Annotated in this window: 21 protein-coding genes; 10 read left to right on the forward strand and 11 right to left on the reverse strand. The window is 60.2% G+C overall.

Annotated elements, in window-relative coordinates; all coding sequences use genetic code 11:
- Positions 1-3: 3 nt before the first annotated feature.
- The 5 genes from lepB to pdxJ all read left to right on the forward strand — a co-directional run bounded on the left by lepB (position 4) and on the right by pdxJ (position 4,028).
- Positions 4-927, forward strand: coding sequence for a signal peptidase I (gene lepB / locus A9G06_RS18610; RefSeq protein ID WP_005335395.1), 924 nt, complete (start codon positions 4-6; stop codon positions 925-927).
- Complete coding sequence (gene rnc, locus A9G06_RS18615) at positions 928-1,599, forward strand: ribonuclease III (RefSeq protein ID WP_005335394.1); 672 nt, start codon at positions 928-930, stop codon at positions 1,597-1,599. It begins immediately after the preceding gene.
- Positions 1,596-2,495, forward strand: coding sequence for a GTPase Era (gene era, locus A9G06_RS18620; protein WP_042053921.1), 900 nt, complete (start codon positions 1,596-1,598; stop codon positions 2,493-2,495). Before rnc ends, era begins: the two co-directional genes overlap by 4 nt.
- Positions 2,496-3,206, forward strand: coding sequence for a DNA repair protein RecO (gene recO, locus A9G06_RS18625; RefSeq protein WP_069556189.1), 711 nt, complete (start codon positions 2,496-2,498; stop codon positions 3,204-3,206).
- A gap of 84 nt (positions 3,207-3,290) precedes the next feature.
- Positions 3,291-4,028 (forward strand): pyridoxine 5'-phosphate synthase, encoded by a 738-nt coding sequence (pdxJ, locus tag A9G06_RS18630; RefSeq protein ID WP_069556190.1) that lies wholly within the window; start codon positions 3,291-3,293, stop codon positions 4,026-4,028.
- A 120-nt stretch (positions 4,029-4,148) separates the two neighbouring features.
- Here the strand turns inward: pdxJ and A9G06_RS18635 are convergent, their stop codons facing one another.
- From A9G06_RS18635 to kbaZ, 8 genes are read right to left on the reverse strand one after another with little or no spacing between them, the layout of a single operon-like run.
- On the reverse strand, positions 4,149-5,003 hold the full coding sequence (locus A9G06_RS18635; protein ID WP_069556191.1) for a tagatose bisphosphate family class II aldolase: 855 nt from the start codon (positions 5,001-5,003) through the stop codon (positions 4,149-4,151).
- A complete protein-coding gene (gene nagA, locus A9G06_RS18640) occupies positions 4,994-6,193 on the reverse strand; it encodes an N-acetylglucosamine-6-phosphate deacetylase (protein ID WP_069556192.1) in 1,200 nt (399 codons plus the stop codon). The genes A9G06_RS18635 and nagA overlap by 10 nt, the downstream gene beginning before the upstream one ends.
- A complete protein-coding gene (agaF, locus tag A9G06_RS18645) occupies positions 6,193-6,633 on the reverse strand; it encodes a PTS galactosamine/N-acetylgalactosamine transporter subunit IIA (RefSeq protein ID WP_069556193.1) in 441 nt (146 codons plus the stop codon). Before agaF ends, nagA begins: the two co-directional genes overlap by 1 nt.
- Positions 6,634-6,681: 48 nt before the next feature.
- Positions 6,682-7,560 (reverse strand): PTS N-acetylgalactosamine transporter subunit IID, encoded by an 879-nt coding sequence (gene agaE, locus A9G06_RS18650; protein WP_005354370.1) that lies wholly within the window; start codon positions 7,558-7,560, stop codon positions 6,682-6,684.
- Positions 7,550-8,323, reverse strand: coding sequence for a PTS N-acetylgalactosamine transporter subunit IIC (gene agaW, locus A9G06_RS18655; protein ID WP_069556194.1), 774 nt, complete (start codon positions 8,321-8,323; stop codon positions 7,550-7,552). Before agaW ends, agaE begins: the two co-directional genes overlap by 11 nt.
- A 15-nt stretch (positions 8,324-8,338) precedes the next feature.
- On the reverse strand, positions 8,339-8,812 hold the full coding sequence (gene agaV, locus A9G06_RS18660; protein ID WP_005335358.1) for a PTS N-acetylgalactosamine transporter subunit IIB: 474 nt from the start codon (positions 8,810-8,812) through the stop codon (positions 8,339-8,341).
- Complete coding sequence (locus tag A9G06_RS18665; RefSeq protein ID WP_069556195.1) at positions 8,812-9,981, reverse strand: SIS domain-containing protein; 1,170 nt, start codon at positions 9,979-9,981, stop codon at positions 8,812-8,814. Before A9G06_RS18665 ends, agaV begins: the two co-directional genes overlap by 1 nt.
- A 12-nt stretch (positions 9,982-9,993) precedes the next feature.
- Entirely contained in the window at positions 9,994-11,307 is a 1,314-nt protein-coding gene (kbaZ, locus tag A9G06_RS18670; protein ID WP_069556196.1) for a tagatose-bisphosphate aldolase subunit KbaZ, read from the reverse strand.
- A 274-nt stretch (positions 11,308-11,581) separates the two neighbouring features.
- Here kbaZ and A9G06_RS18675 point away from each other — a divergent pair, with 274 nt between their 5' ends.
- Complete coding sequence (locus tag A9G06_RS18675; RefSeq protein ID WP_069556197.1) at positions 11,582-12,442, forward strand: DeoR family transcriptional regulator; 861 nt, start codon at positions 11,582-11,584, stop codon at positions 12,440-12,442.
- A 47-nt stretch (positions 12,443-12,489) separates the two neighbouring features.
- The gene (gene cysQ / locus A9G06_RS18680; protein WP_069556198.1) at positions 12,490-13,245 is read left to right on the forward strand and encodes a 3'(2'),5'-bisphosphate nucleotidase CysQ; all 756 of its coding nucleotides are present in this window, start codon (positions 12,490-12,492) and stop codon (positions 13,243-13,245) included.
- 80 nt (positions 13,246-13,325) lie between these two features.
- Here cysQ and A9G06_RS18685 read toward each other — a convergent pair whose 3' ends face one another.
- The 3 genes from A9G06_RS18685 to A9G06_RS18695 form a co-directional block, all read right to left on the reverse strand.
- A complete protein-coding gene (locus A9G06_RS18685; protein WP_069556199.1) occupies positions 13,326-13,622 on the reverse strand; it encodes a YciI family protein in 297 nt (98 codons plus the stop codon).
- Positions 13,623-13,646: 24 nt separating this feature from the next.
- Positions 13,647-14,198, reverse strand: a complete 552-nt coding sequence (locus A9G06_RS18690) for a septation protein A (protein ID WP_069556200.1) — start codon at positions 14,196-14,198, stop codon at positions 13,647-13,649.
- Positions 14,199-14,288: 90 nt separating this feature from the next.
- The gene (locus tag A9G06_RS18695) at positions 14,289-15,812 is read right to left on the reverse strand and encodes an aminotransferase class V-fold PLP-dependent enzyme (RefSeq protein ID WP_069556201.1); all 1,524 of its coding nucleotides are present in this window, start codon (positions 15,810-15,812) and stop codon (positions 14,289-14,291) included.
- Positions 15,813-15,987: 175 nt separating this feature from the next.
- Here A9G06_RS18695 and A9G06_RS18700 point away from each other — a divergent pair, with 175 nt between their 5' ends.
- From A9G06_RS18700 to A9G06_RS18710, 3 genes are all read left to right on the forward strand, one after another.
- A complete protein-coding gene (locus A9G06_RS18700; RefSeq protein ID WP_005335337.1) occupies positions 15,988-16,623 on the forward strand; it encodes a hemolysin III family protein in 636 nt (211 codons plus the stop codon).
- Positions 16,624-16,750: 127 nt separating this feature from the next.
- Positions 16,751-18,412, forward strand: a complete 1,662-nt coding sequence (locus A9G06_RS18705) for a putative transporter (protein ID WP_064339525.1) — start codon at positions 16,751-16,753, stop codon at positions 18,410-18,412.
- 231 nt (positions 18,413-18,643) lie between these two features.
- On the forward strand, positions 18,644-20,050 hold a 1,407-nt coding region (locus A9G06_RS18710; RefSeq protein ID WP_139126292.1), incomplete at its 3' end, for a retention module-containing protein.

Consider the following 20,050-nt stretch of genomic DNA (forward strand, 5'->3'; position numbering starts at 1 on the left):
TAGATGGCAAGCACGTTTTCCCTGATCCTGGTGGTGGTCTGCGCGATCACCGGTGTTATCTGGTGTCTGGACAAGATGATTTGGTCCAAGCAGCGCGCCGCCAAGATTGCCGTGGCTCGTGCCCATGGCGGTGCCCACCTGGATGAGAAGACCCTGGCCAAGGTGGCCCCCGTGCCGGTCTGGATTGAGCAGACCGCCGGGGTCTTCCCGGTCATCACTTTTGTGCTGATCCTGCGTTCGTTCATTTTTGAACCGTTCCAGATCCCGTCAGGTTCCATGATGCCCACCCTGCTGGTGGGCGACTTCATCCTGGTGGAAAAGTTTGCCTATGGTCTGCGGGATCCGGTGACCAACACCAAGTTCCTCGAGACTGGCGAGCCCAAGCGCGGTGACGTGGTGGTATTCAAGTATCCCCTTGAACCGCGCGTTGACTACATCAAGCGGGTGGTCGGCATGCCGGGTGATCGGGTCATCTATCGCAACAAGGAGCTGATGATCCGGCCCAAGTGCGAAGAGCAGGAAGGGAAAACGTGCCCGGGCTTCAAGAAGCTCGACGTCAAGTTTGAACAAAGAGGCGAATTTACCCAGATGGGGATCCCCCTTGACCGCTATACCGAGCAGTTGGGTGATGTCTCCCACGAGACCCTGCGCAATCCGCTGATGCCCGACATGGTTGGCCGTTACTATCGCCAGCCCGGCACCTACCCCGACGAGTGGGTGGTACCGGAAGGCCAGTATTTCGTGATGGGCGACAACCGCGACAACAGCACCGACAGCCGCTTCTGGGGCTTTGTGCCCGAGCAGAATCTGGTCGGCAAGGCGGTCGCTATCTGGATAAGTTTTGAATTCGAGCGCGAAGAAGGCTCCCTGCTGCCAAGTTGGGTACCGACAGGTGTGCGCTTCAACCGCATTGGCGGAATCAAGTAAATGAATATCAAGATGAACAGACTGCAGTCCCGTCTCGGGCATGTCTTTGCGGATCTGGAACTGCTGACCCGGGCGCTGACTCACCGCAGCGCCGGTTCCCGTCACAATGAACGACTGGAATTTCTGGGTGACTCGATTTTGAGTCTGGTGATTGCCGACGATCTGTTCCACCGCTTCCCGCAAGCGGCGGAAGGGGATCTCAGCCGGATGCGCGCCACCCTGGTGCGCGAGAAGACCCTGGCCGAACTGGGCCGGGAGTTTGACCTTGGTGATCACCTGATCCTGGGCCCCGGCGAACTCAAGAGCGGCGGTTTTCGCCGCGAATCCATTCTGGCCGACACGGTCGAGGCGGTGATCGGTGCCGTCTATCTGGATACCAATCTTGAGACGGTGCGGACCCTGCTGCTGAGCTGGTATGCCAGCCGCCTGGAAGAGATCAAGCCTGGCATCGAGCAGAAAGATCCCAAGACCCGTCTGCAAGAAATTTTGCAGGGAAGCCGCAAATCCCTGCCGACCTACACTGTGACCAACGTCAAGGGCGAGGCCCACAACCAGGAGTTCACCGTCCAGTGTGACGTTGAAGGTCTGGATGGTCCCCTCGTCGGGGTCGGCACCAGCCGTCGCAAGGCCGAACAGGCCGCGGCGCAGCAAGCATTGGAAAAACTGTCATGACAGATACCACCTACTGCGGCTTTGTTGCCATCGTGGGCCGCCCGAATGTGGGCAAGTCCACCCTGCTCAATAAGCTGCTTGGCCAGAAGGTCAGCATCACCTCGAAGAAGCCCCAGACCACCCGTCACCGGATTTTGGGGATCGATACCGAGGAGAACTACCAGACCATCTATGTGGATACCCCGGGTCTGCACATTGAAGAGAAACGGGCTATCAACCGCCTGATGAACCGTGCCGCCACCAGTTCGCTGGGTGATGTGGCCATGGTGGTGTTCATGGTTGACGGTACCCACTGGACCAAAGACGACGAGATGGTGCTGGGCAAGCTGCGCAATCTCAAGTGCCCGGTGGTGCTGGCGGTCAACAAGATCGACAACGTCAAAGAGAAAGAAGATCTGCTGCCCCACCTCGAGTGGCTGGGCCAACAGATGAACTTCGCCCATATTCTGCCCATCAGTGCCGAAAAGGGCACCAACGTGGAGAAGATCCGCGAGTGGGCCAAGGATCTGCTGCCGGAAAACGTCCATTTCTTCCCGGAAGATTACGTGACTGACCGCTCCTCCCGCTTTATGGCCTCCGAAATCATCCGCGAGAAGCTGATGCGCTTTACCGGTGAGGAGCTGCCCTACTCGGTGACGGTGGAGATCGAGCGCTTCAAGGTGGAAGAGAACGGCCTCTACCACATCCACGGCCTCATTCTGGTCGAGCGCGATGGCCAGAAGAAGATGGTCATCGGCAACAAGGGCGAGAAGATCAAGACCATCGGCACCGAAGCGCGCCTCGACATGGAACGGCTGTTCCAGAACAAGGTGCACCTCGAGCTGTGGGTCAAGGTCAAGTCGGGCTGGGCTGATGATGAGCGCGCCCTGCGCAGCCTCGGGTATGGCGACGACTGATTGCTGACCCCGGCTTTCGTCATCCACAGTCGGCCCTATCGGGAGACCAGCCAGCTGGTCGAGGTCTTCACCCAGGATAGTGGCCGATTTACTCTGGTGGCTCGCGGTTCTCGCGGGCCACGCTCCCCTCTCAAGGGGCTGTTGCAGCCCTTCACCCTGCTCACCATTGCCTGGCGCGGCAAGGGGGATCTCAAGAACCTCACCCAGGTCGAATGCCCGGATCACTCTCTGCGTCTCGGCGGCGATCGCCTCTTCTACGGCCTCTATCTCAACGAGCTGGTCTACTACCTGCTGGAAGCGGACACCCCGTTCCCCGAAGTGTTCGATGCCTATGCCCGTGCCATCATGGCGCTGGCCGATGGCGAGACGCCGGAGCTGCCGCTGCGCCGCTTCGAGTTCCTGCTGTTGCAGGCGCTCGGCTATGCGGTGGATTTTGAATACACGGCGGACGACGAGTCGCCCATTGAGCCGACCTTGCTCTATGGCTTCGAGCGTGAATTGGGCTTTGTTGCTTGCGAGCGGGCGCCGGATCCCCGTACCCTGTTTCTCGGTGCCCACCTGCTCGCCTTTGCCGAGGGACGTTTCGATACCCCTCCCTTGCTGCAGGCGGCCAAACGTTTCAGCCGATTGGCACTGCAACCCTATCTGGGCAAGCGCCAGCTAAAGAGCCGGGAGCTGTTTTTAAAACGTAAAGCCAGTATGCAAGGCTGACACAGATTACAGACATACGGATATTGGCGCGGTGTGATTCGCTGACCGCGCAGTCAACAGATGAAGCCTTTCAAGGAGTTCTCAATGAGTGAAATCTATCTGGGTGTGAACATCGACCATATCGCCACCCTGCGCAACGCCCGTGGCACCCAGTATCCTGATCCGGTACAGGCCGCATTCGTGGCCGAGCAGGCCGGGGCCGATGGCATTACCGTGCATCTGCGTGAAGATCGCCGCCACATCACCGACCGCGATGTGGAGATCCTGCGCCAGACTATCCAGACCAGAATGAACCTGGAGATGGCGGTGACCGAAGAGATGATCGGCATCGCCTGCCGTATCAAGCCTCACTTCGTCTGTCTGGTGCCGGAGAAGCGCACCGAGGTGACCACCGAGGGCGGTCTGGACGTGGCCGGTCAGCTGGCCAAGGTGACTGATGCCGTTGCCCGCCTCTCCGCGGTGGGGGCGCAGGTATCCCTCTTTATCGACGCCGATCCCATCCAGATTGATGCGGCTGCCGAGAGTGGCGCCCCCTTTATCGAGATCCACACCGGTCGCTATGCCGATGCCACCACAGATGTTGAGCGCAACGCCGAGTTCAAGCGCATCGCCGCCGGTGCCTCCTATGCCGTTGGCAAGGGACTCAAGGTCAATGCTGGCCACGGCCTGCACTACCACAACGTCAAGGCCATCGCCGCCATCCCCGAGCTCTATGAGCTCAACATCGGCCACGCCATCATCGGCCGCGCCGCCTTCGATGGTCTGGCCAAGGCCGTGAGCGACATGCGCCTGCTGATGCAGGAAGCCCGTCAGGGGTTCTGATCCGCTGGATAGGTCAGCGGCCTGATACTGGTCGCCAAAGATAACAAGGGACGCCGCGGCGTCCTTTGTTGTTTCTCGCTGAACCAAGTCAATCACGGCATGGTGAGTCAGCTCTCGTGATCACAGCTTTCCATCGCTCATACACATACGGATTTTCGCCTCGACGACTTCCTCCATGGCGGCCATGGCGGGCACCAGATACTGGCGCGGGTCGCTGGCATCCGGATGAGAGCCAAGGAAGGCTTTCATCGCATCGGCGAAGGCGATCTTCAGTTCGGTCGCAACGTTGACCTTGCAGATCCCGAGCTCGATGCAGCGGCGCACATCGGTTTCCGGCACACCAGAGGCTCCGTGCAGCACCAGCGGAATATCCACCTGCTCGCGAATGGCGGCGAGGCGGGTGAAGTCCAGACAGGGCTCCTCCTTGTAGAGGCCGTGAGCGGTACCGATGGCCACCGCCAGCGAGTCGATACCGGTGCGACGGACAAACTCGGCCGCCTTGAGCGGGTCGGTAAATTTGGCATGAGCGGCATCGACGATAAGGTCATCCTCCTGACCGCCCAGCTGACCCAGCTCCGCTTCGACACTGGCGCCCATGCGGTGGCAGAAGGTCACCACGCTGCGCACCTTCTCGATATTCTCTTCAAACGGAAAGTGCGAGGCATCGATCATGGCGGAGCGAATACCCGCTTCGACCTTGTTGTGGATGTCCTGCTCGTCTTCGTGGTGATCCAGATGCAGCACCAGTGGGATGCGATATTCATGGGCGGCAGCCTGACAGATGGAGACCAGATACTCGACCCCGGCATGGCGATAGGTACCCGGGGTGCCAGCCAAAATAACCGGAGAGCGCATGCGAGCGGCGGTGCGTGCTACCACCTGCACGGTTTCCAGGTTGTGGATGTTGAAAGCCGGTACGGCATAGCCGCGGCGCTGGGCATCTTTGAGCATTTCATGGGAAGAGATCAGATACATAGTGACTCCTGAGCGTCCTGATTGACGCGAAATCCTGAGAAAAGGGAGGAGAGCTGGGTCGGGTTTATCTCCCGGCCAGCTACCCAGATGTGTTGTTGATTGAGTTCAGTGGTGAGGGCGAGCAGGTTGGCCTGTTTGCCAACTGCCAGTGAACCGAGGCGATCGGCAATGCCGAGCATCTTTGCGGGTGCCAGCGAGGCCATTGCGATGGCTTCATCGAGCGGTACATTCGCCAACTGCACCATGTTGCGTACGGCTCCAAGCAGGGTGAGGGTGCTGCCTGCCAGGCCACCGGCCTCGGTGCGTACCACGCCGTTTTTCATCTCGACCCGATAGTTGCCAAGCAGATAGTGACCGTCGGGCATACCGGCGGCGCGCATCGCATCGGTAACCAAGAGCAGGTGCTGGCCGGCACAGCAGTGACAGAGCTTGAGCACGCTCGGGTGGACGTGATGGCCATCGGCGATCAGCTCCAGCCAGGCAGCGGGATGGACAAGACCTGCACCGACCATGCCGGGTTCGCGGTGGTGCAGGCCGCGCATGCCGTTGAAGCAGTGCACCAGTCCGGAGGCGCCCGCTGCCAGCGCCGCCATGGTGGTGTCGTGATCCGCCGTCGAGTGGCCCAGCATTACCCGCACGCCGTTTGCGGCAAGATGGTGAATGGCTGCGATGGCATTGGGTTTTTCCGGTGCCAGTGCGACCACCTTCAGGCTGCCGCACGCCAGCTGTTGCAGATGGTTCAGTTCGGCAATATCCAGCTCCCGAAACAGCGCCTGATCGTGGGCGCCCTTGTTGTCCGGAGTGAAGTAGGGCCCTTCCAGATAGCAGCCGAGTAGCTCTGCGCCTGGCATGCCGCGGGCAACGCCATCGGCAATGCGGGCAAGGGCTTGCTCTATCTCGGGGAGTGGGGCGGTGACCGTGGTGGCAAGAAAAGCGCCGACCCCTTCTGCCGCCTTGGCCATCGACAAGGTAGCCAAGGCATTGCCATCGCTATCCATGACATCGACGCCAGCACCGCCGTGGACATGACCGTCGATCAGCGCAGGTACCAGCAGCTCGACATCTCGCGCCGGATCGCCATCCTTGATGGGGCCGATAGCGGTGATGATGCCCCCTTCATGGGTCAGCTCCTGATGCTCCAGCCAACCCTGTTCGGTCAGCAGGCGACGGGCACGGATCCGTGAGGCCATCAGATTCCCTCCTCGGCGAGAGCGACATCTGTCTGACGCTCTTTACTCATCTCATCCGCCAGTGAAGTGAGGCCACGGTGGCCGCAATCAAGGGCCTGCCGGCGGAATTCACGGGCGCTGAGGCCATCGCGCTCCAGCGCCATCTCCAGCAACAGTTGCAGGTTGGTACCGGTAATAACCTCCCGCTCTGTCTGGTGCAGTGAGAGGGTCGAGGCGACCCGAAACGGGGTGCCGCCGAGCAGGTCGGTCAGGAAGACCACGCCATCCCCCTTGTCGACCTCTGCCAGCGCCGCTTCGCACTGTGCCTGCAGCAGGGCGGTGGTGGAGCTCTCGGGAAAGTCGATGGCGATAATCGCGTCCTGTTCGCCGAGAATCTGCAGCATGGCGCGCTCCAGACCGCTGGCGAAACCGCCATGACCACAAATGATGATGCCCAACATAGTCTGTTCCTTTACTGCAAAGGGGGCCGGCTTGCTGCCGGCTCCGGATTAGAGGAAACCGGCGAACTTGCCGACGATACCGAGTACCACCGTGATGACGATGAGGCGCAGCGGGCTCCAGCCTTTGCGGATCAGGGCGTACATCGCCAGGGTGTAGAGCAGCGGCAGGAAGGCGGGCATCAGCTTGTCGAGCACATCCGCCTGCAGTTTGACGACTGCATCACCGGCAGTGATCTCCAGCGTGGTGCCAAGACGCACATAGGTGGCGACCAGCGCGCCGATCACCGTCATACCGACGATGGAGGCAGCATGCCCCACCTTGCGGGTATTGGCCTTGATGACCGGAATGGCCGCCACCCCCATGCGGTAGGCGTAGTGCGCCAGACCAAAACGCAGGCCGAAGTGGACCACGTTGAACAGCAGGAAGAAGACCACGGCACCCATGATGGAGCCTTGCAGCGCTAGATCTGCCCCTATGCCGCCGCAGATGGGGAGCAGGGTGAGCCAGAACATGGCATCGCCGATCCCGCCGAGCGGAGCACCGACGGCAATCTTGGTACTCTGGATGCTGTTGACGTTCTGCTTGGAGCGCTCCATCGCCAGCACGATCCCCATCACGAAGGTGACCAGGAAGGGGTGGGTGTTGAAGAAGCCCATGTGCCCTTTCATGGCCCGGGAGAGATCCCGCGGATTGGTGTGGATCTTCTGCAGTGCCGGCAGCAACCCATAGAGCCAGCCGGAGGCCTGCATCCGCTCATAGTTGAAGGAGGCCTGCAGCAGCAGGGAGCGCCAGGCAAAGCGGTTGATATCCTGCTTGGTCAGCTCTGCGCCAAGCTGCTGATCTTCATAGGTGTCGTCGGATTGTGGCCGGGTATTGTGCGGTTCGGCGCTGGAGATGATCCGCGCAGCAGTGTTGTTAGATGCCATCTTCGGTTTCCTCCTGAACAGGACGAGCTTGCGGGGGGGTGGTGCGCATGAAGTCGATCAGGGCCATGGCCAGCGCGGCGGCGGCGATGGCCAGCACCGGTAACTGGAGCCAAGCGGCAGCGACGAAACCGAGGATGAAGTAGGGGATATAGACGTTCTTCATCATGATCTTGAGCAGCACGGCAAAACCGATGGCGGGCATGATGCCGCCAGCAACGCCGAGGCCGTCGATGAGGCGTGCAGGCAGCACGTCGATGGCTGCCTTGGCATGTTCGGCCCCGAAGTAGGTGGGCAGGAAGGCACAGAGGAAATAGAAGGTGCCCAGCGCCAGCAGCGCCAGATAGTTGACCCGCTCGATACCGTGCACGTCAGCCGCTTCGGCCATGCGATCGCAGCGGGACATCACCCCCGACATCACCGAGAAGAGGAAGGTGATCCCCATCTGCACGGCAACGGCGAAGGGAACGGCAACCCCGACTGCCACATCCGGTTTGACTCCGGTGGTGATGGCGAAGGTGGCGCCGACTATGGTGCCGATAATGACGTTGGGCGGTTGCGCCCCCGCCAGCGGGGCCAGTCCCATCCAGACCAGCTCCAGGGTGCCGCCCACCAGAATGCCGGTAGGCAGGTCGCCGAGGATGAGGCCAACCAGCGGTCCAAGCACCACTGGACGGTGGAAGTGGGTCAGACCGTTGAACAGGTCGAGTCCGGCGAAAAACGCCAGGATGCCAAGCAGCAGACCTTGTAACAAACTGATTTCCATCACAATTGTCCTTAATCAGAGCAAATTGAAAATGTCCTGTGCCGGTTCGGTCGGCACGCCCTGGACATAGCACTCGACACGGGCGTCCCGCAGGGCGCGAAATGCGGTGATGTCCTGTTCGTCCACGGATACGGTCTTGTGGATTTGACGCTTGCCGTCGGCGTAATGCATGTTGCCGACGTTGATCCGGGAGATGGGGACACCTCCCTGAACCAGGGTGTTGAAATCGGTCGGGTTTTTGCAGACCAGCAGGATCTTCTGGCGATCCGCCGCCTTGTGGATGTTGTCGATCACCTTCTGGAGCGGCCAGAACCGCACCGCAATGCCTTCGGCCAGCACCATCTCCATCAGGTTCTGCTGGATGGGGTCCTCTGCCACCTCGTCGTTGGCGACCAGCACCAGATTGGCACCGGCAAAGCCGACCCACTGGACGCCGACCTGACCGTGGATCAGGCGCTCATCGATCCGGCTCAATACGATATTGGGCATCACAGCACTCCTTCTTGGTGGAACGGATAGATATTGACCCCCTGTACGACCCGGTTGACCTGACCGGTGGGGCAGGGATTGTCCGGGCTGATCCCCAGTCCCAGCGAGGTATGGAAGGCGTAGTACTGGGCATAGAGCAGGTAGCAGAAGGCGAGCTGGGCATCGTCGCCATGCAGGGTAGCGGGCAGATAGATGTGCTCCCCCTCCTCAATGACGGGATGGTGCTGGTCGGCGATGGCGACCACCCGGGCAGCCTTGCCATCGCTTCGCAGCTCGCGCAGCAGATCCAGATCGTATTGCCGGGTGTAAGGGGCGTTGGAGATGAGCAGCATGATGAGCGTCTGTTCGTTGACGACCGATTTCGGGCCGTGGCGAAAGCCGGTGGGGGAGTCGAACATGGCGACCAGACGGCCGGCGGTCAGCTCCAGCAGCTTGAGTGCCGCCTCCTGCGCCACCCCTTGCAGACTGCCGCTGCCAAGATAGATGACCCGTTCGGGCAACGGCTCGTTCCAGGCCGGTACGCGCTGCACGACCTGCTCCAGAATGGCGTCACTGGTGGTGACCAGCTGCTCGCAGCGCTGGCGGTTGAACCGCTCTGGCAGAAAGAGAGCCAGACAGCTCAGCATCATGCTGGTCAGGCTGCTGGTCATGGCGAAGCTGCGATCATTGGTCTGGGGCGGCATCAGCAGGGCCAGAGAGTGGGCATCTTGCTGGCAGCGGCGATAGAGCGCCCCTTCACCGTTGCAGGTCAGTACCAGATGGTGGCAGTGGCTGAGCAGCTGACTGGCCAGTTCGACCGCCGCCACACTCTCGGGGCTGTTGCCGGAGCGGGCAAAGGAGATAAGCAGGGTCGGGCAATCTTCGGCCAGATATTCGGCCGGGTCGGTGACGATATCCGTGGTGGCGATCGCCTCGACCCGGGCATGCAGGTGGGCCGAGAGATAGGGGGCGAGCGCCCGGCCGGCAAAGGCGGATGTGCCAGCCCCGGTCAGGATGATGCGCAGCTCTTGTCGGGCGAGCAGAGGGGTCAGAAAACGGGTCAATGCTGGACGGCACTCCTCGACCATGGCGAGGGTCTCGCGCCAGGTGGCGGGTTGCTGGCGAATTTCACGGGCAGTCGCCAGGCCATTGGCACTGCGCAATGTCTCTTCTGAATAACCAAGAATCATGTCTGCAACTCCTTATACAACAGGGTCGAGCTGGGAATGGCGGCGAGAGGCCGCAGTGCAGGCGCTGGCGTAGTGCCGCAGCACCTCCTGCACCTGATCGAGAATGAGGTCATGGGGATTGGCCGAGAGCGTGCCCTGACGCACCTTGCGATACTGCAGGGGCAGATGCTGGCTCAGCAGGGGGAGCGGGATGGGCTCCGCCGCCAGATTGGTCAGCAATCTGGCGTAGCACTCATCGACCCGGCTATCGGGCCAGTAGTAGCGAATGCGATCCGAATAGCTGTAGCCACGGGCCAGCCGGCACTCGTTGGCACTGCCCTGATAGTGGCTGCGCCAGAAGTCGGGGCGCTCCAGCATGGTCTCTTCCATCACCTTGCGCAGACCTGAGCAGGCCTTGGCAACCACCAGTTCCTCCTCGATGGCGGCAAGGGCAAACAGCGCTTCGCGCAGGGCGAAGGTGAGGGCCGGGCCGACCTTGAGAATGGCAAAGTGGTCGCGTACCAGCTGGCGGTAGGCCTCGGGAGTCTGGTAATCGGTGGAGTGGGCCTCGAATACCATGTGGGGATAGGCTTCGATCATCCGGCTAAGAGGGGCCGCTTTTTCGGGCCGGTAATCGATGACGCGGGTATGGTCAAACTCGACGCCGGGTTGCACCACCAGACCGATCACCCTCGGCCAGATATGGGCCAGCCCCGCCTTGCTGAAGGCCTCTTGATGGGCCTCGAGGGTATGGCGCGCTGCCTCCGGCGTGGTGACCGCCAGCTCGGCAAGATCTTCATGGGCACCGCCCGGCACCGGCACCTCGGTGCCAATCACATAGACCAGATCGCTCTCGCCAAAGGTGGCCAGACAGGTTTGCTCGGCGATCTGCGCCAGCCGTGCCGCCCTTTCAGCGACCAGCTCATCGGTCAGGGGAACGGGATCGCCCTGACAGGACATGCTGCAGTCGAGGTGGATCTTCTTGAACCCGGCAGCGACATAGCTGGCGATGAGATCTTCGGCATGTGCCATGGCCTGCCCGGCCGGTTCCCCCTGCCAGCGGTTGGGGCCCAGATGGTCGCCCCCCAGAATGAGGCGCTGCGCCGGAAAGTGACACTGTGCCGCCAGCTCGTAGAGGCGATCGCGAAAGTCTGCGGGGGTCATGCCGGTATAGCCGCCAAACTGATCCACCTGATTGGAGGTGGCCTCGACCAGCAGCAGCTCATCCCCTTCGGCGGCCAGCCGCAGCGCGGCCTCCAGCACCAGCGGGTGAGCGGAGCAGACGGCGTAGATCCCGGTCTGTTCTCCCTGTTTATGTCTTTCGACCAGTGCCAGCATGGATTTCATTTTGATGTTCCTTGGTTGCTGCGGATGGAAAGGTTCTTTCGATTTCTTTTCTTTACGGTAGTAGGGAGGAAAAGAAAACGAAACAAAAGAGTCGTCAGATCTTGAAAGGGATCACAAAAAGAAAGGTATCGAAAGGCCTTGAATGGTGGGGAAAGATGATAAGAGTGGTGGTAAAGCGTAATGAAGGCTTGATTTGGCACCTTCGCTGAGCGTTAATATGCAAACGTAACGAAGTGAAAGCGATCTTTCACTACAGCATTCCGGCAGAAGAACTATGCAAACAAGCGAAAAAGGTGCGCTCGGAACCAGCGAGCGGCGGGAGCGGATTATTCAGCAGCTGCGCAGCAATGGCAGCGTTCAGGTCAACGAGTTGGCGAGTCACTATCAGGTCTCTGCCGTGACCATCCGCAACGATCTGGCCTTTCTGGAGAAGCAGGGGGTAGCCGTGCGCGCTTACGGCGGCGCCCTGTTGTGCGAGCCGGGCCAGACGGTGCCGGAGCGCACCATTGCTGACAAGAGTGTGCTCAATACTCCGGTGAAACAGCGGATCGGTGCGCTGGCGGCGACCCTGGTGCCCTCCGGCTGTCGCCTTATCCTCGATTCGGGAACGACAACACTGGAGGTGGCGCGCCATCTGAAGGGACATCAGGAGATCCTGGTAATGACCAACGGCATGAATGTGGCGAATGAACTGCTCGAAGCAGAAGGGGTAGAGCTGCTGATGACGGGCGGACATCTGCGCCGCAAGTCGCTCTCCTTCTACGGTGCGCAAGCGGAGCAGTCCCTGCAAAACTACCACTTTGACATGCTGTTTCTCGGGGTGGATGGCATCGATCTGGATCGCGGCGTCAGCACCCATCATGAGGACGAGGCGCGCCTTAACCGCTGCATGTGTCAGGTGGCCGAGCGGATTGTGGTGGTCACCGACTCCACCAAGTTTGGCCGGCGCAGCCTGCACAAGATCATCGATACCCTGCGTATTGACACCCTGATCACCGACGATGCCGTGCCTGCCGATATCCTTTCCGGCCTGCGCAATGCCGGTATCGAAGTGCTGCTGGTACCGGCCGATGGCAGCAAGGGGCAGGAGAAGCAGGGACAATATAATCCAGTACAATCAGCTATAAGCGGTTGATGACAAACGCGATAGACTGGGTTTCTCACTCACTGATCGAGCCTGTTATGTACCACCCCGATATCACCGAACTTGAACCTGTCGCCCGCGCGGCGGGAGCGGCCATCATGGCCATCTACAGCCAGCCCTTCGCGGTGGAGTACAAGAGCGACGAGAGCCCGCTCACGGCGGCCGACAAGGGGGCTCATGAGGTGATCGTTCAGGCGTTGGCACGGCTGACTCCGGATATCCCTGTGCTGTCGGAGGAGTCGGGGCCCGAGGTGATGGCGGCGCGCCACGGCTGGTCCCGCTACTGGCTGGTGGATCCCCTCGACGGCACCAAGGAGTTTGTCTCCCGCAACGGCGAGTTCACCGTCAATATCGCCTTGATCGAAGAGGGGGCGCCGCGTTGGGGGCTGGTCTATGCGCCTGTGCTGGACAAGCTCTGGTATGGCGGCAAGGGTCTCGGTGCCTGGCGCATCGCCGATGGCAAGCGCGGGCCTATCCAGACCCGGCCTCATCGTGAAGGTGAGGCGTGGCGGGTGGTGGGCAGTCGCAACCACCTGTCGCAGGAGACCCTCGATTTCTTGGCTCCTTTTGGCGAGATCGAGCTGGTTTCCATGGGCAGTTCGCTCAAGTTCTGCATCATTGCCGAGGGGGGCGCCGAGCTCTATCCGCGCCTTGCTCCTACTTGCGAGTGGGATACCGGCGCTGCACAGGCGGTGCTGGAGGGGGCGGGGGGCAGCGTCACCCAGCTCGATGGCTCACCCCTTGCCTACAACAAGCCCGATATCCTCAATCCCTGGTTTGTCGCCAAGGCATAAACGAGATATCGGGATGCAAAAAGGCCGGACTGGAATGAACTTCCAGTCCGGCCTTTTTTATTTCGCTATTCGCTTTGCGGTCAGAAGACCTTTTTGAACGGCTTGATGGTCACTTTGGCATAGACGCCAGCTGCCACATAGGGATCGGCATCGGCCCAGGCTTTGGCGTCAGCCAGCGAGGCAAACTCGGCGATGACGGTGCTGCCGGTAAAGCCGGCATCGGCCGGATCCTCGGCATCGATGGCCGGGTTGGGGCCGGCAGTCAGCAGCCGCCCCTCATCCTGCAGGGCTTGCAGGCGAGCCAGATGGGCGGGGCGAACCTGCTTGCGCAGCGGCAGGCTGCCCTGAACATCTTCGGAGTAGATGAGATACCACATAAGACAATCCTTTTCTGGCGGTGGTTATTTTTTCAGCTGTTCTTTTTGATCAGCCGGAATGTGACGGTAGAGGTAGACACCGCTGAGCAGGGTAAAGACCAGCGTCATCCCCAGCAGGCCGAACACCTTGAAGTTGACCCACATCTCCTGCGGCAGGTTGAACGCCACGTAGAGGTTGAGCAGGCCACAGACGGTAAAGAAGCCGACCCAGCCGAGATTGACTGTGTCCCAGATCTTATCGGGTGCTTGCAGCTCCTTGGCCAGCATCTGTTTGATCAGATTCTTGCCAAAGCCGTAGCGGCTGATGAGCAGACCCAGTGCGAACAGTACGTTGATGACAGTCACTTTCCACTTGATGAAGGTGTCATCGTGGAAGAAGACGGTGAGGCCGCCAAAGAAGCCGACCAGCAGGAAGGTAAAGAGCTGCATCTTCTCGACTCTGCGATAGCGGATCCAGCTATAGGCGAGCTGCAGACCTGTGACCACTACCAGTGCGCCGGTAGCCATGTAGATGTCGTAGAACTTGTAGATCGCGAAGAAAACGATAAGTGGAATAAATTCAATAAATTGCTTCATTGTTGGCGCCTAGTCCTCAAAGATGGCCTGCAAATTTCGCCCAGTCTACCTGCATGGCGGACAACGGCAAATGAATAAGACCGCTCATTTTTACGCCGGTTCCGCGCTGTCGCCAAACAGTTGGCGTGCAATGGAGATCCCCAGTCGCTGCTGATCGGCCAGCAGTTCACGGATATGACGCTCTTCGATAAGCGGGTTGAGCAGCACGGCGCGCAGCAGGGTGAGCGGCTGGGCGCCGTAGCGCACCACGGCGCGCTGGGTGCGGGAGACAAAGCTGTGCCCCTCGGCCCGCTGGGCTTTTTGCAGCGCCACGTTGAAGTCGTTGATCTGCGCGTTGGCTGCTTCGTCCAGTACCTTGCCCTGCAGGTGGGGCGGAATGCAGCGGTAGGAGAGCAGGTTCATCACCGGCGCCGACATCAGCTCGAAGGCTGGGTCGCTTTCGATGAGCTCTGCCATCAGCCGGGCGCGGTCGTAGTTGGCCTCGATGAGATGGGCGTAACCCTGTTGGCCAAACAGCTGGAAGGCGGCATCCAGATAGAGGGCATTGGCCGGGCGGGTGCCCTCCAGCGTAAAGCGGCCCTGATCGAACGAGGTGGTGCGAATGGCGTAGGGCGCCTCTCGCTTGACCGCCATCATCAGGTCGGGCTGGCGGCAGAGCAGCATGCCTGTACCAAGCGGCACCAGCAGTTGCTTGTGGCCATCGAGGGTGACGGTGTCGGCTCGCTCAATGCCGGCCAGCAGACCTTGATAGCGGGGGGAGAAGAGGGTCGGGCCGCCCCAGGCAGCATCCACGTGGAAATGGATCTGCTCGCGCTCGGCGATGGCGGCCAGCTCCGGCAGGGGGTCGATGGAGCCAAAGTCGGTACTGCCCGCTACGCCGACCAGCGCCAGTACCTTCAATTTCTGTTCTTTACACTGGCTCAGCGCCTGCTCCAGCGCAGCCAGACTGAGCCGGTTCTGCTCGTCGGTCTCGAGGCGCCAGACGTTGCGGGCGCCCAGTCCCAGCAGATCCATCCCCTTGTCGAAGGAGTAGTGCATCAGCCGGGAACCCAGAATGACGGCGCCCCGATAGCCCTGCTCATAGAGGGCGAACAGGTTGTCGCCGCAGGCGCGGTTGCGGGCCAGCCACAGCGCGGTGACGTTGGCGATGGTACCGCCGCTGGTCATGACGCCGAGGGCGGCATCCTTGGCATGCATCTGCTCGCCGTAGAAGGCGTCGTCCCTGCCATAGATGAGGCGGTGCAGCTTGGCCAGCACCTCCCGCTCCAGAAAACTGAGTAGGCGGGAGGACTCCATCTTCATCGGATTCTGGTTCAGCATCACCAGCAGGCGCGACAGCTCGGCGGTATAGGCCGGCAGTGGCGCCGTCATATGGCCCATGTAGCGTGGCGAGGTGAGGTGCGAGGCGCCGGGTACCAGAGTAGCCAGCCGCGCCAGATACTCCTCGATAGGTTGGCCGACTGCAGGCATGCGGGATTGATCGAGCTGGTGGGTGAACAGGTCGCGCTGATAGGGGGCCTGACTGTCGTCGGAGTGGTGGAAGCTCTCCAGCAAGGTGTTCATCGCCTCGCCAAAGGCGGGATCCGCTTGTGTAAACAGCTCAGTCAACTTCATCAGGTTCTCCAGACCAGGTCACCGGGGTAGGTGTCTATGCCCCTTGTCTCGGGCATCGGCGGCAGAGCATACACCAAAGGGGGGCGGGTGACAGCCACCCCATTTTTTAAGCGAACACTTGTACTCCGAAATGGCGCTGGGTAGAGTGAGCCACAGTTATTGTGGAGTCGATGTTATGAGTGGTGTGATGGATTACTCCCCCCGGGAGGAGCTGGCAAACCGGCTGAGTCACGGTGCGGGATTGTTGCTGGGGATTGTCGGGCTGGTGTTGTTGCTCATCAAGGGATGGGGGCAGGGCACGCAGGCGCTGGTGAGTTACAGCCTTTATGGCGGCAGTCTGGTGCTGCTCTATCTCGCCTCGACCCTTTACCACAGCATGGCGGAAGGACGGGCCAGACGCTGGTGCAAGGTGTTTGATCACTGCGCCATCTATCTGCTGATTGCCGGCACCTATACCCCCTTCCTGCTGGTTGCACTCGACACGCCGCTGGCGAAGGGGTTGATGGTGGTGATCTGGGCCCTGGCGCTGGCTGGCGTGGTGTTCAAGCTGGTGTTTATCAACCGTTTCAAGAAGTTGTCGCTCTTTACCTACCTGATGCTGGGTTGGCTGTCGCTGGTGGTCATCTATCAGCTCTACATCCATCTGGCCGGTGAGGGGTTGCTGCTGCTCGGGCTTGGCGGCCTTATCTACAGTCTCGGGGTCATCTTCTATGTGGCCAAGCAGATCCCCTATAACCACGCCATCTGGCATCTCTTTGTGCTGGGTGGCAGCGTTTGTCACTTTATGGCCATTTACGGCTACGTCGCCTAACGTCTTGCAACTAGCCCTTAATTGGTATTTTTAGCGCGTAAAAGGATAAATTCGTGCGGTATCACACAGTTGGCATCAGCGTTTGCTGACAAGCTAGGGCCAGTTCAATTCGCAAAGGATGCACGAAATGAGTGAAATCGCGCTTTCCATCAGCATGTTGTCGCTGGTGGCAGTGCTAGGGCTCTGGCTGGGAAACTGGCGAGTCTATGGCGTTGGGTTAGGGATCGGTGGGGTGCTGTTCGGCGGCATCATAGTGGGTCACTTTGCCGGAGTGTCAAATCTGGCGCTTGATGAGCAAACACTCCATTTTATTCAAGAATTTGGCCTGATCCTGTTTGTCTATACCATCGGTATCCAGGTCGGGCCCGGTTTCTTCTCGTCATTGCGCAGTTCGGGTCTCAAACTCAACGCCTTTGCCGCTTTGCTGGTCATCCTTGGCTGTGTGGTGGCTGCTGGCTTGCATCAATTTTTCGATGTGCCGTTGCCGGTCATTCTGGGGGTCTTCTCCGGAGCCGTCACCAATACGCCATCCCTCGGTGCGGGCCAGCAGATCCTGGCCGAGCTGGGCGCCGCGCCCGGTTCTACCGGCCTGATGGGGATGGGATATGCGGTTGCCTATCCGTTTGGCATCTGTGGCATTTTGCTCACCATGTGGCTGGTCAGGGTCTTCTTTCGCATCAAAATCGACGATGAAGCCGCCCAGTTCGAGCTGCAAACCGGTAAAACCAAAGAGAGCTTGCAGACCATCAACATCGCGGTGCGCAACCCCAATATGCACGGCCTGATGCTGAGCGAGATCCCGAGTCTCGACGAGTCTGATGTCATCTGTTCACGGCTCAAGCGTGGCGACGAGCTGATGGTGCCACGGCCGGAATCCCGTATCGAACTGGGTGACTTGCTGCATCTGGTCGGTGAGCGTCACGCGCTGCACAAGGTGTTACTGGTGTTGGGGGAGGAGGTGGAGACCTCGCTCTCGACTCGTGGTACCGACCTGCGCGTCGAGCGGGTGGTGGTGACCAACGAGCAGGTTCTTGGCAAGAAGATCCGCGATCTGGATATCAAACAGCGCTATGACGTGGTGATCTCCCGTCTCAACCGTGCCGGTATCGAACTGGTGCCGACCAGCCAGACCAGCCTGCAGTTTGGTGACATCCTCAACTTGGTTGGCCGTCTCGACGCCATCGAGGCCGTGACCAATGTGGTCGGCAACGTGCAGCAAAAGCTGCAGCAGGTGCAGATGTTGCCGGTATTTATCGGGATTGGCCTTGGCGTATTGCTCGGCTCCATCCCCTTCTATCTGCCCGGTTTCCCGGCCGCCCTCAAGCTGGGTCTGGCGGGCGGGCCGTTGGTGGTGGCGCTGATCCTGTCGCGGATTGGCAGCATCGGCAAGCTCTACTGGTTCATGCCCCCCAGTGCCAACCTGGCGTTGCGGGAGATCGGCATCGTACTTTTTCTGGCGGTGGTCGGATTCAAGTCCGGTGCTGGCTTCGTCGACACCCTGATCAACGGTGATGGCCCGGCCTGGATGCTCTACGGCATGGCGATCACCCTGATCCCGCTGCTGGTGGTCGGTGTGCTGGCGCGCCTCTACGGCAAGATGAACTATCTGACCCTGTGCGGCTTGCTGGCCGGCTCCATGACAGACCCTCCCGCGCTGGCCTTTGCCAACGCCATGCACCCGACCAGTGGCGCCAGTGCGCTCTCATACGCCACTGTCTACCCGCTGGTGATGTTCCTGCGGATCATCTCGCCACAGCTGCTGGCTATCATCCTCTGGGCGGGAGCCTAGGGTTAATCCTGACGGGAGCATGCCTTGTCATGCTCCCGTCATTACTCTGTAATCTATTGATAATTTAGGTTTTTGCCATTCTCGCAACCTCGTTTTACACACTTCTGTCTGGCTGAACAGTTCAGCCTCAAATCGGTCTATCCTTTCGAATTTTCGAGCTGGTTATTTTTTCCCTTAGTCTGCAAAGTAGGCTGTGGCTTATTGCATTCAAATCAGGATTCAGGAGAGAACATGATCACCAATGCCGTTACCTTGGAACAGGGCGTAACCGTAACCCAACTCAAAGGACAAATTTATCTGGTTGCCGCTGATGGCAGCCGGAAGCTGTTGGCTGAAGGTGATGTGCTGCCGAAAGGGGCGGTGATCATGTCGCCGGATGGCGCCAGTTTCATGGGTGGCGGACTGTCGTTCAATGTGCAACCAGCCAGCGAGCAGAGTGAGCCTGCCGAAGAGGGGGATGCTCCCCAGCTGGCGCAAAATGGTGCCGCTGGCACTCCTGATGATATCAATGCCCTGCAACAGGCCATTTTGGGTGGCGCTGACCCGACCCAGGCCTTTGAAGCTTCTGCAGCAGGTGGTGCTCCTGCCGCCGGTGGTGGCGGTATTGGGGGCGTCGCCGGTGCCAGTGGCAACGGCGGTTTTGTCACCATCGATCGTACCGGTTCCGCAACCATTGCTGAAGCCACCTTCGATACCACCTATAACGCCAACGGTGAGCCACCGTTGGGTGCTGCTGGCGAGGATGAAGCATTTGACCTGACTCCGCCCACCATTTCCGTAGTTGCGCCAGATAACACCAATGACACCACTCCGACCCTGATCGGAACCACGGATGCTCCTGCTGGCAGCACTGTGACCTTGCTGGTCACCGATGCAAACGGTAATCAACAAACCCTGACCGCGATTGTCACACCCAGCGGTACCTTCACCGTGGATGTGGTGACCCCTTTGGCTGAAGGCTCTTATACCGTCACAGCCACAGTGACCGATCCTGCGGGTAATACCGGAACGGCGACCGATGACGGCAGCGTGGATGTGACCGCCCCGACTATCACTGTCGATGCGCCGGACAACACCACTGACACCACTCCAACCATCACGGGTACAACCAATGCAGCCCCTGGCAGCACAGTCACCGTGGTGGTGACCGATGCCAACGGCAACCAGCAGACCTTGACCTCCACCGTGCAACCGGGTGGCAGCTATAGCGTAGATGTGACCACCCCGCTGGCGGAAGGCAGCTATCAAGTAACGGCCAGCGTTACCGATCCGGCTGGCAACACCGGCACCGCGACCGATGATGGCAGTGTTGATAGCAAGGCCCCTGACCTGGCCATCACGCTTGATGCCAATATCACCGACGACGACGTCATCAACGCCGCCGAGGCGGGTCAGCAGATCCCGGTCAGCGGCACCGTGAGCGGCGAGTTCAAGGTAGGCGACATCGTTACCCTGACCGTCAATAACACCGCATACACCGGTCCGGTGGACGCCAATGGCCGCTTCACCATCCTGGTGGCTGGCAGCGACCTGGCCGCTGATGGCGACCGTACCATCAACGCCAGCGTCACCACCACCGATGCGGCGGGCAACAGTGCCACTGCGACCGACAGCGAAGGCTACAGCTTGGATACTGCC

This window comes from Aeromonas sp. DNP9 (assembly GCF_001728955.1).
In the GTDB taxonomy this organism is placed as follows: domain Bacteria; phylum Pseudomonadota; class Gammaproteobacteria; order Enterobacterales; family Aeromonadaceae; genus Aeromonas; species Aeromonas veronii.

What these genes read in the sequence shown, in the direction of transcription:
- agaF (WP_069556193.1), bottom strand. Translation starts at nt 6,633, where the DNA reads ATGTTGGGCATCATCATTTGTGGTCATGGCGGTTTCGCCAGCGGTCTG.
- pdxJ (WP_069556190.1), top strand. Translation starts at nt 3,291, where the DNA reads ATGAGTGAAATCTATCTGGGTGTGAACATCGACCATATCGCCACCCTG.
- A9G06_RS18685 (WP_069556199.1), bottom strand. Translation starts at nt 13,622, where the DNA reads ATGTGGTATCTCATCTACTCCGAAGATGTTCAGGGCAGCCTGCCGCTG.
- agaE (WP_005354370.1), bottom strand. Translation starts at nt 7,560, where the DNA reads ATGGCATCTAACAACACTGCTGCGCGGATCATCTCCAGCGCCGAACCG.
- A9G06_RS18705 (WP_064339525.1), top strand. Translation starts at nt 16,751, where the DNA reads ATGAGTGAAATCGCGCTTTCCATCAGCATGTTGTCGCTGGTGGCAGTG.
- cysQ (WP_069556198.1), top strand. Translation starts at nt 12,490, where the DNA reads ATGTACCACCCCGATATCACCGAACTTGAACCTGTCGCCCGCGCGGCG.
- nagA (WP_069556192.1), bottom strand. Translation starts at nt 6,193, where the DNA reads ATGGCCTCACGGATCCGTGCCCGTCGCCTGCTGACCGAACAGGGTTGG.
- agaW (WP_069556194.1), bottom strand. Translation starts at nt 8,323, where the DNA reads ATGGAAATCAGTTTGTTACAAGGTCTGCTGCTTGGCATCCTGGCGTTT.
- A9G06_RS18690 (WP_069556200.1), bottom strand. Translation starts at nt 14,198, where the DNA reads ATGAAGCAATTTATTGAATTTATTCCACTTATCGTTTTCTTCGCGATC.
- A9G06_RS18665 (WP_069556195.1), bottom strand. Translation starts at nt 9,981, where the DNA reads ATGATTCTTGGTTATTCAGAAGAGACATTGCGCAGTGCCAATGGCCTG.
- A9G06_RS18700 (WP_005335337.1), top strand. Translation starts at nt 15,988, where the DNA reads ATGAGTGGTGTGATGGATTACTCCCCCCGGGAGGAGCTGGCAAACCGG.
- lepB (WP_005335395.1), top strand. Translation starts at nt 4, where the DNA reads ATGGCAAGCACGTTTTCCCTGATCCTGGTGGTGGTCTGCGCGATCACC.
- agaV (WP_005335358.1), bottom strand. Translation starts at nt 8,812, where the DNA reads ATGCCCAATATCGTATTGAGCCGGATCGATGAGCGCCTGATCCACGGT.
- kbaZ (WP_069556196.1), bottom strand. Translation starts at nt 11,307, where the DNA reads ATGAAATCCATGCTGGCACTGGTCGAAAGACATAAACAGGGAGAACAG.
- A9G06_RS18635 (WP_069556191.1), bottom strand. Translation starts at nt 5,003, where the DNA reads ATGTATCTGATCTCTTCCCATGAAATGCTCAAAGATGCCCAGCGCCGC.
- rnc (WP_005335394.1), top strand. Translation starts at nt 928, where the DNA reads ATGAATATCAAGATGAACAGACTGCAGTCCCGTCTCGGGCATGTCTTT.
- A9G06_RS18695 (WP_069556201.1), bottom strand. Translation starts at nt 15,812, where the DNA reads ATGAAGTTGACTGAGCTGTTTACACAAGCGGATCCCGCCTTTGGCGAG.
- A9G06_RS18675 (WP_069556197.1), top strand. Translation starts at nt 11,582, where the DNA reads ATGCAAACAAGCGAAAAAGGTGCGCTCGGAACCAGCGAGCGGCGGGAG.
- era (WP_042053921.1), top strand. Translation starts at nt 1,596, where the DNA reads ATGACAGATACCACCTACTGCGGCTTTGTTGCCATCGTGGGCCGCCCG.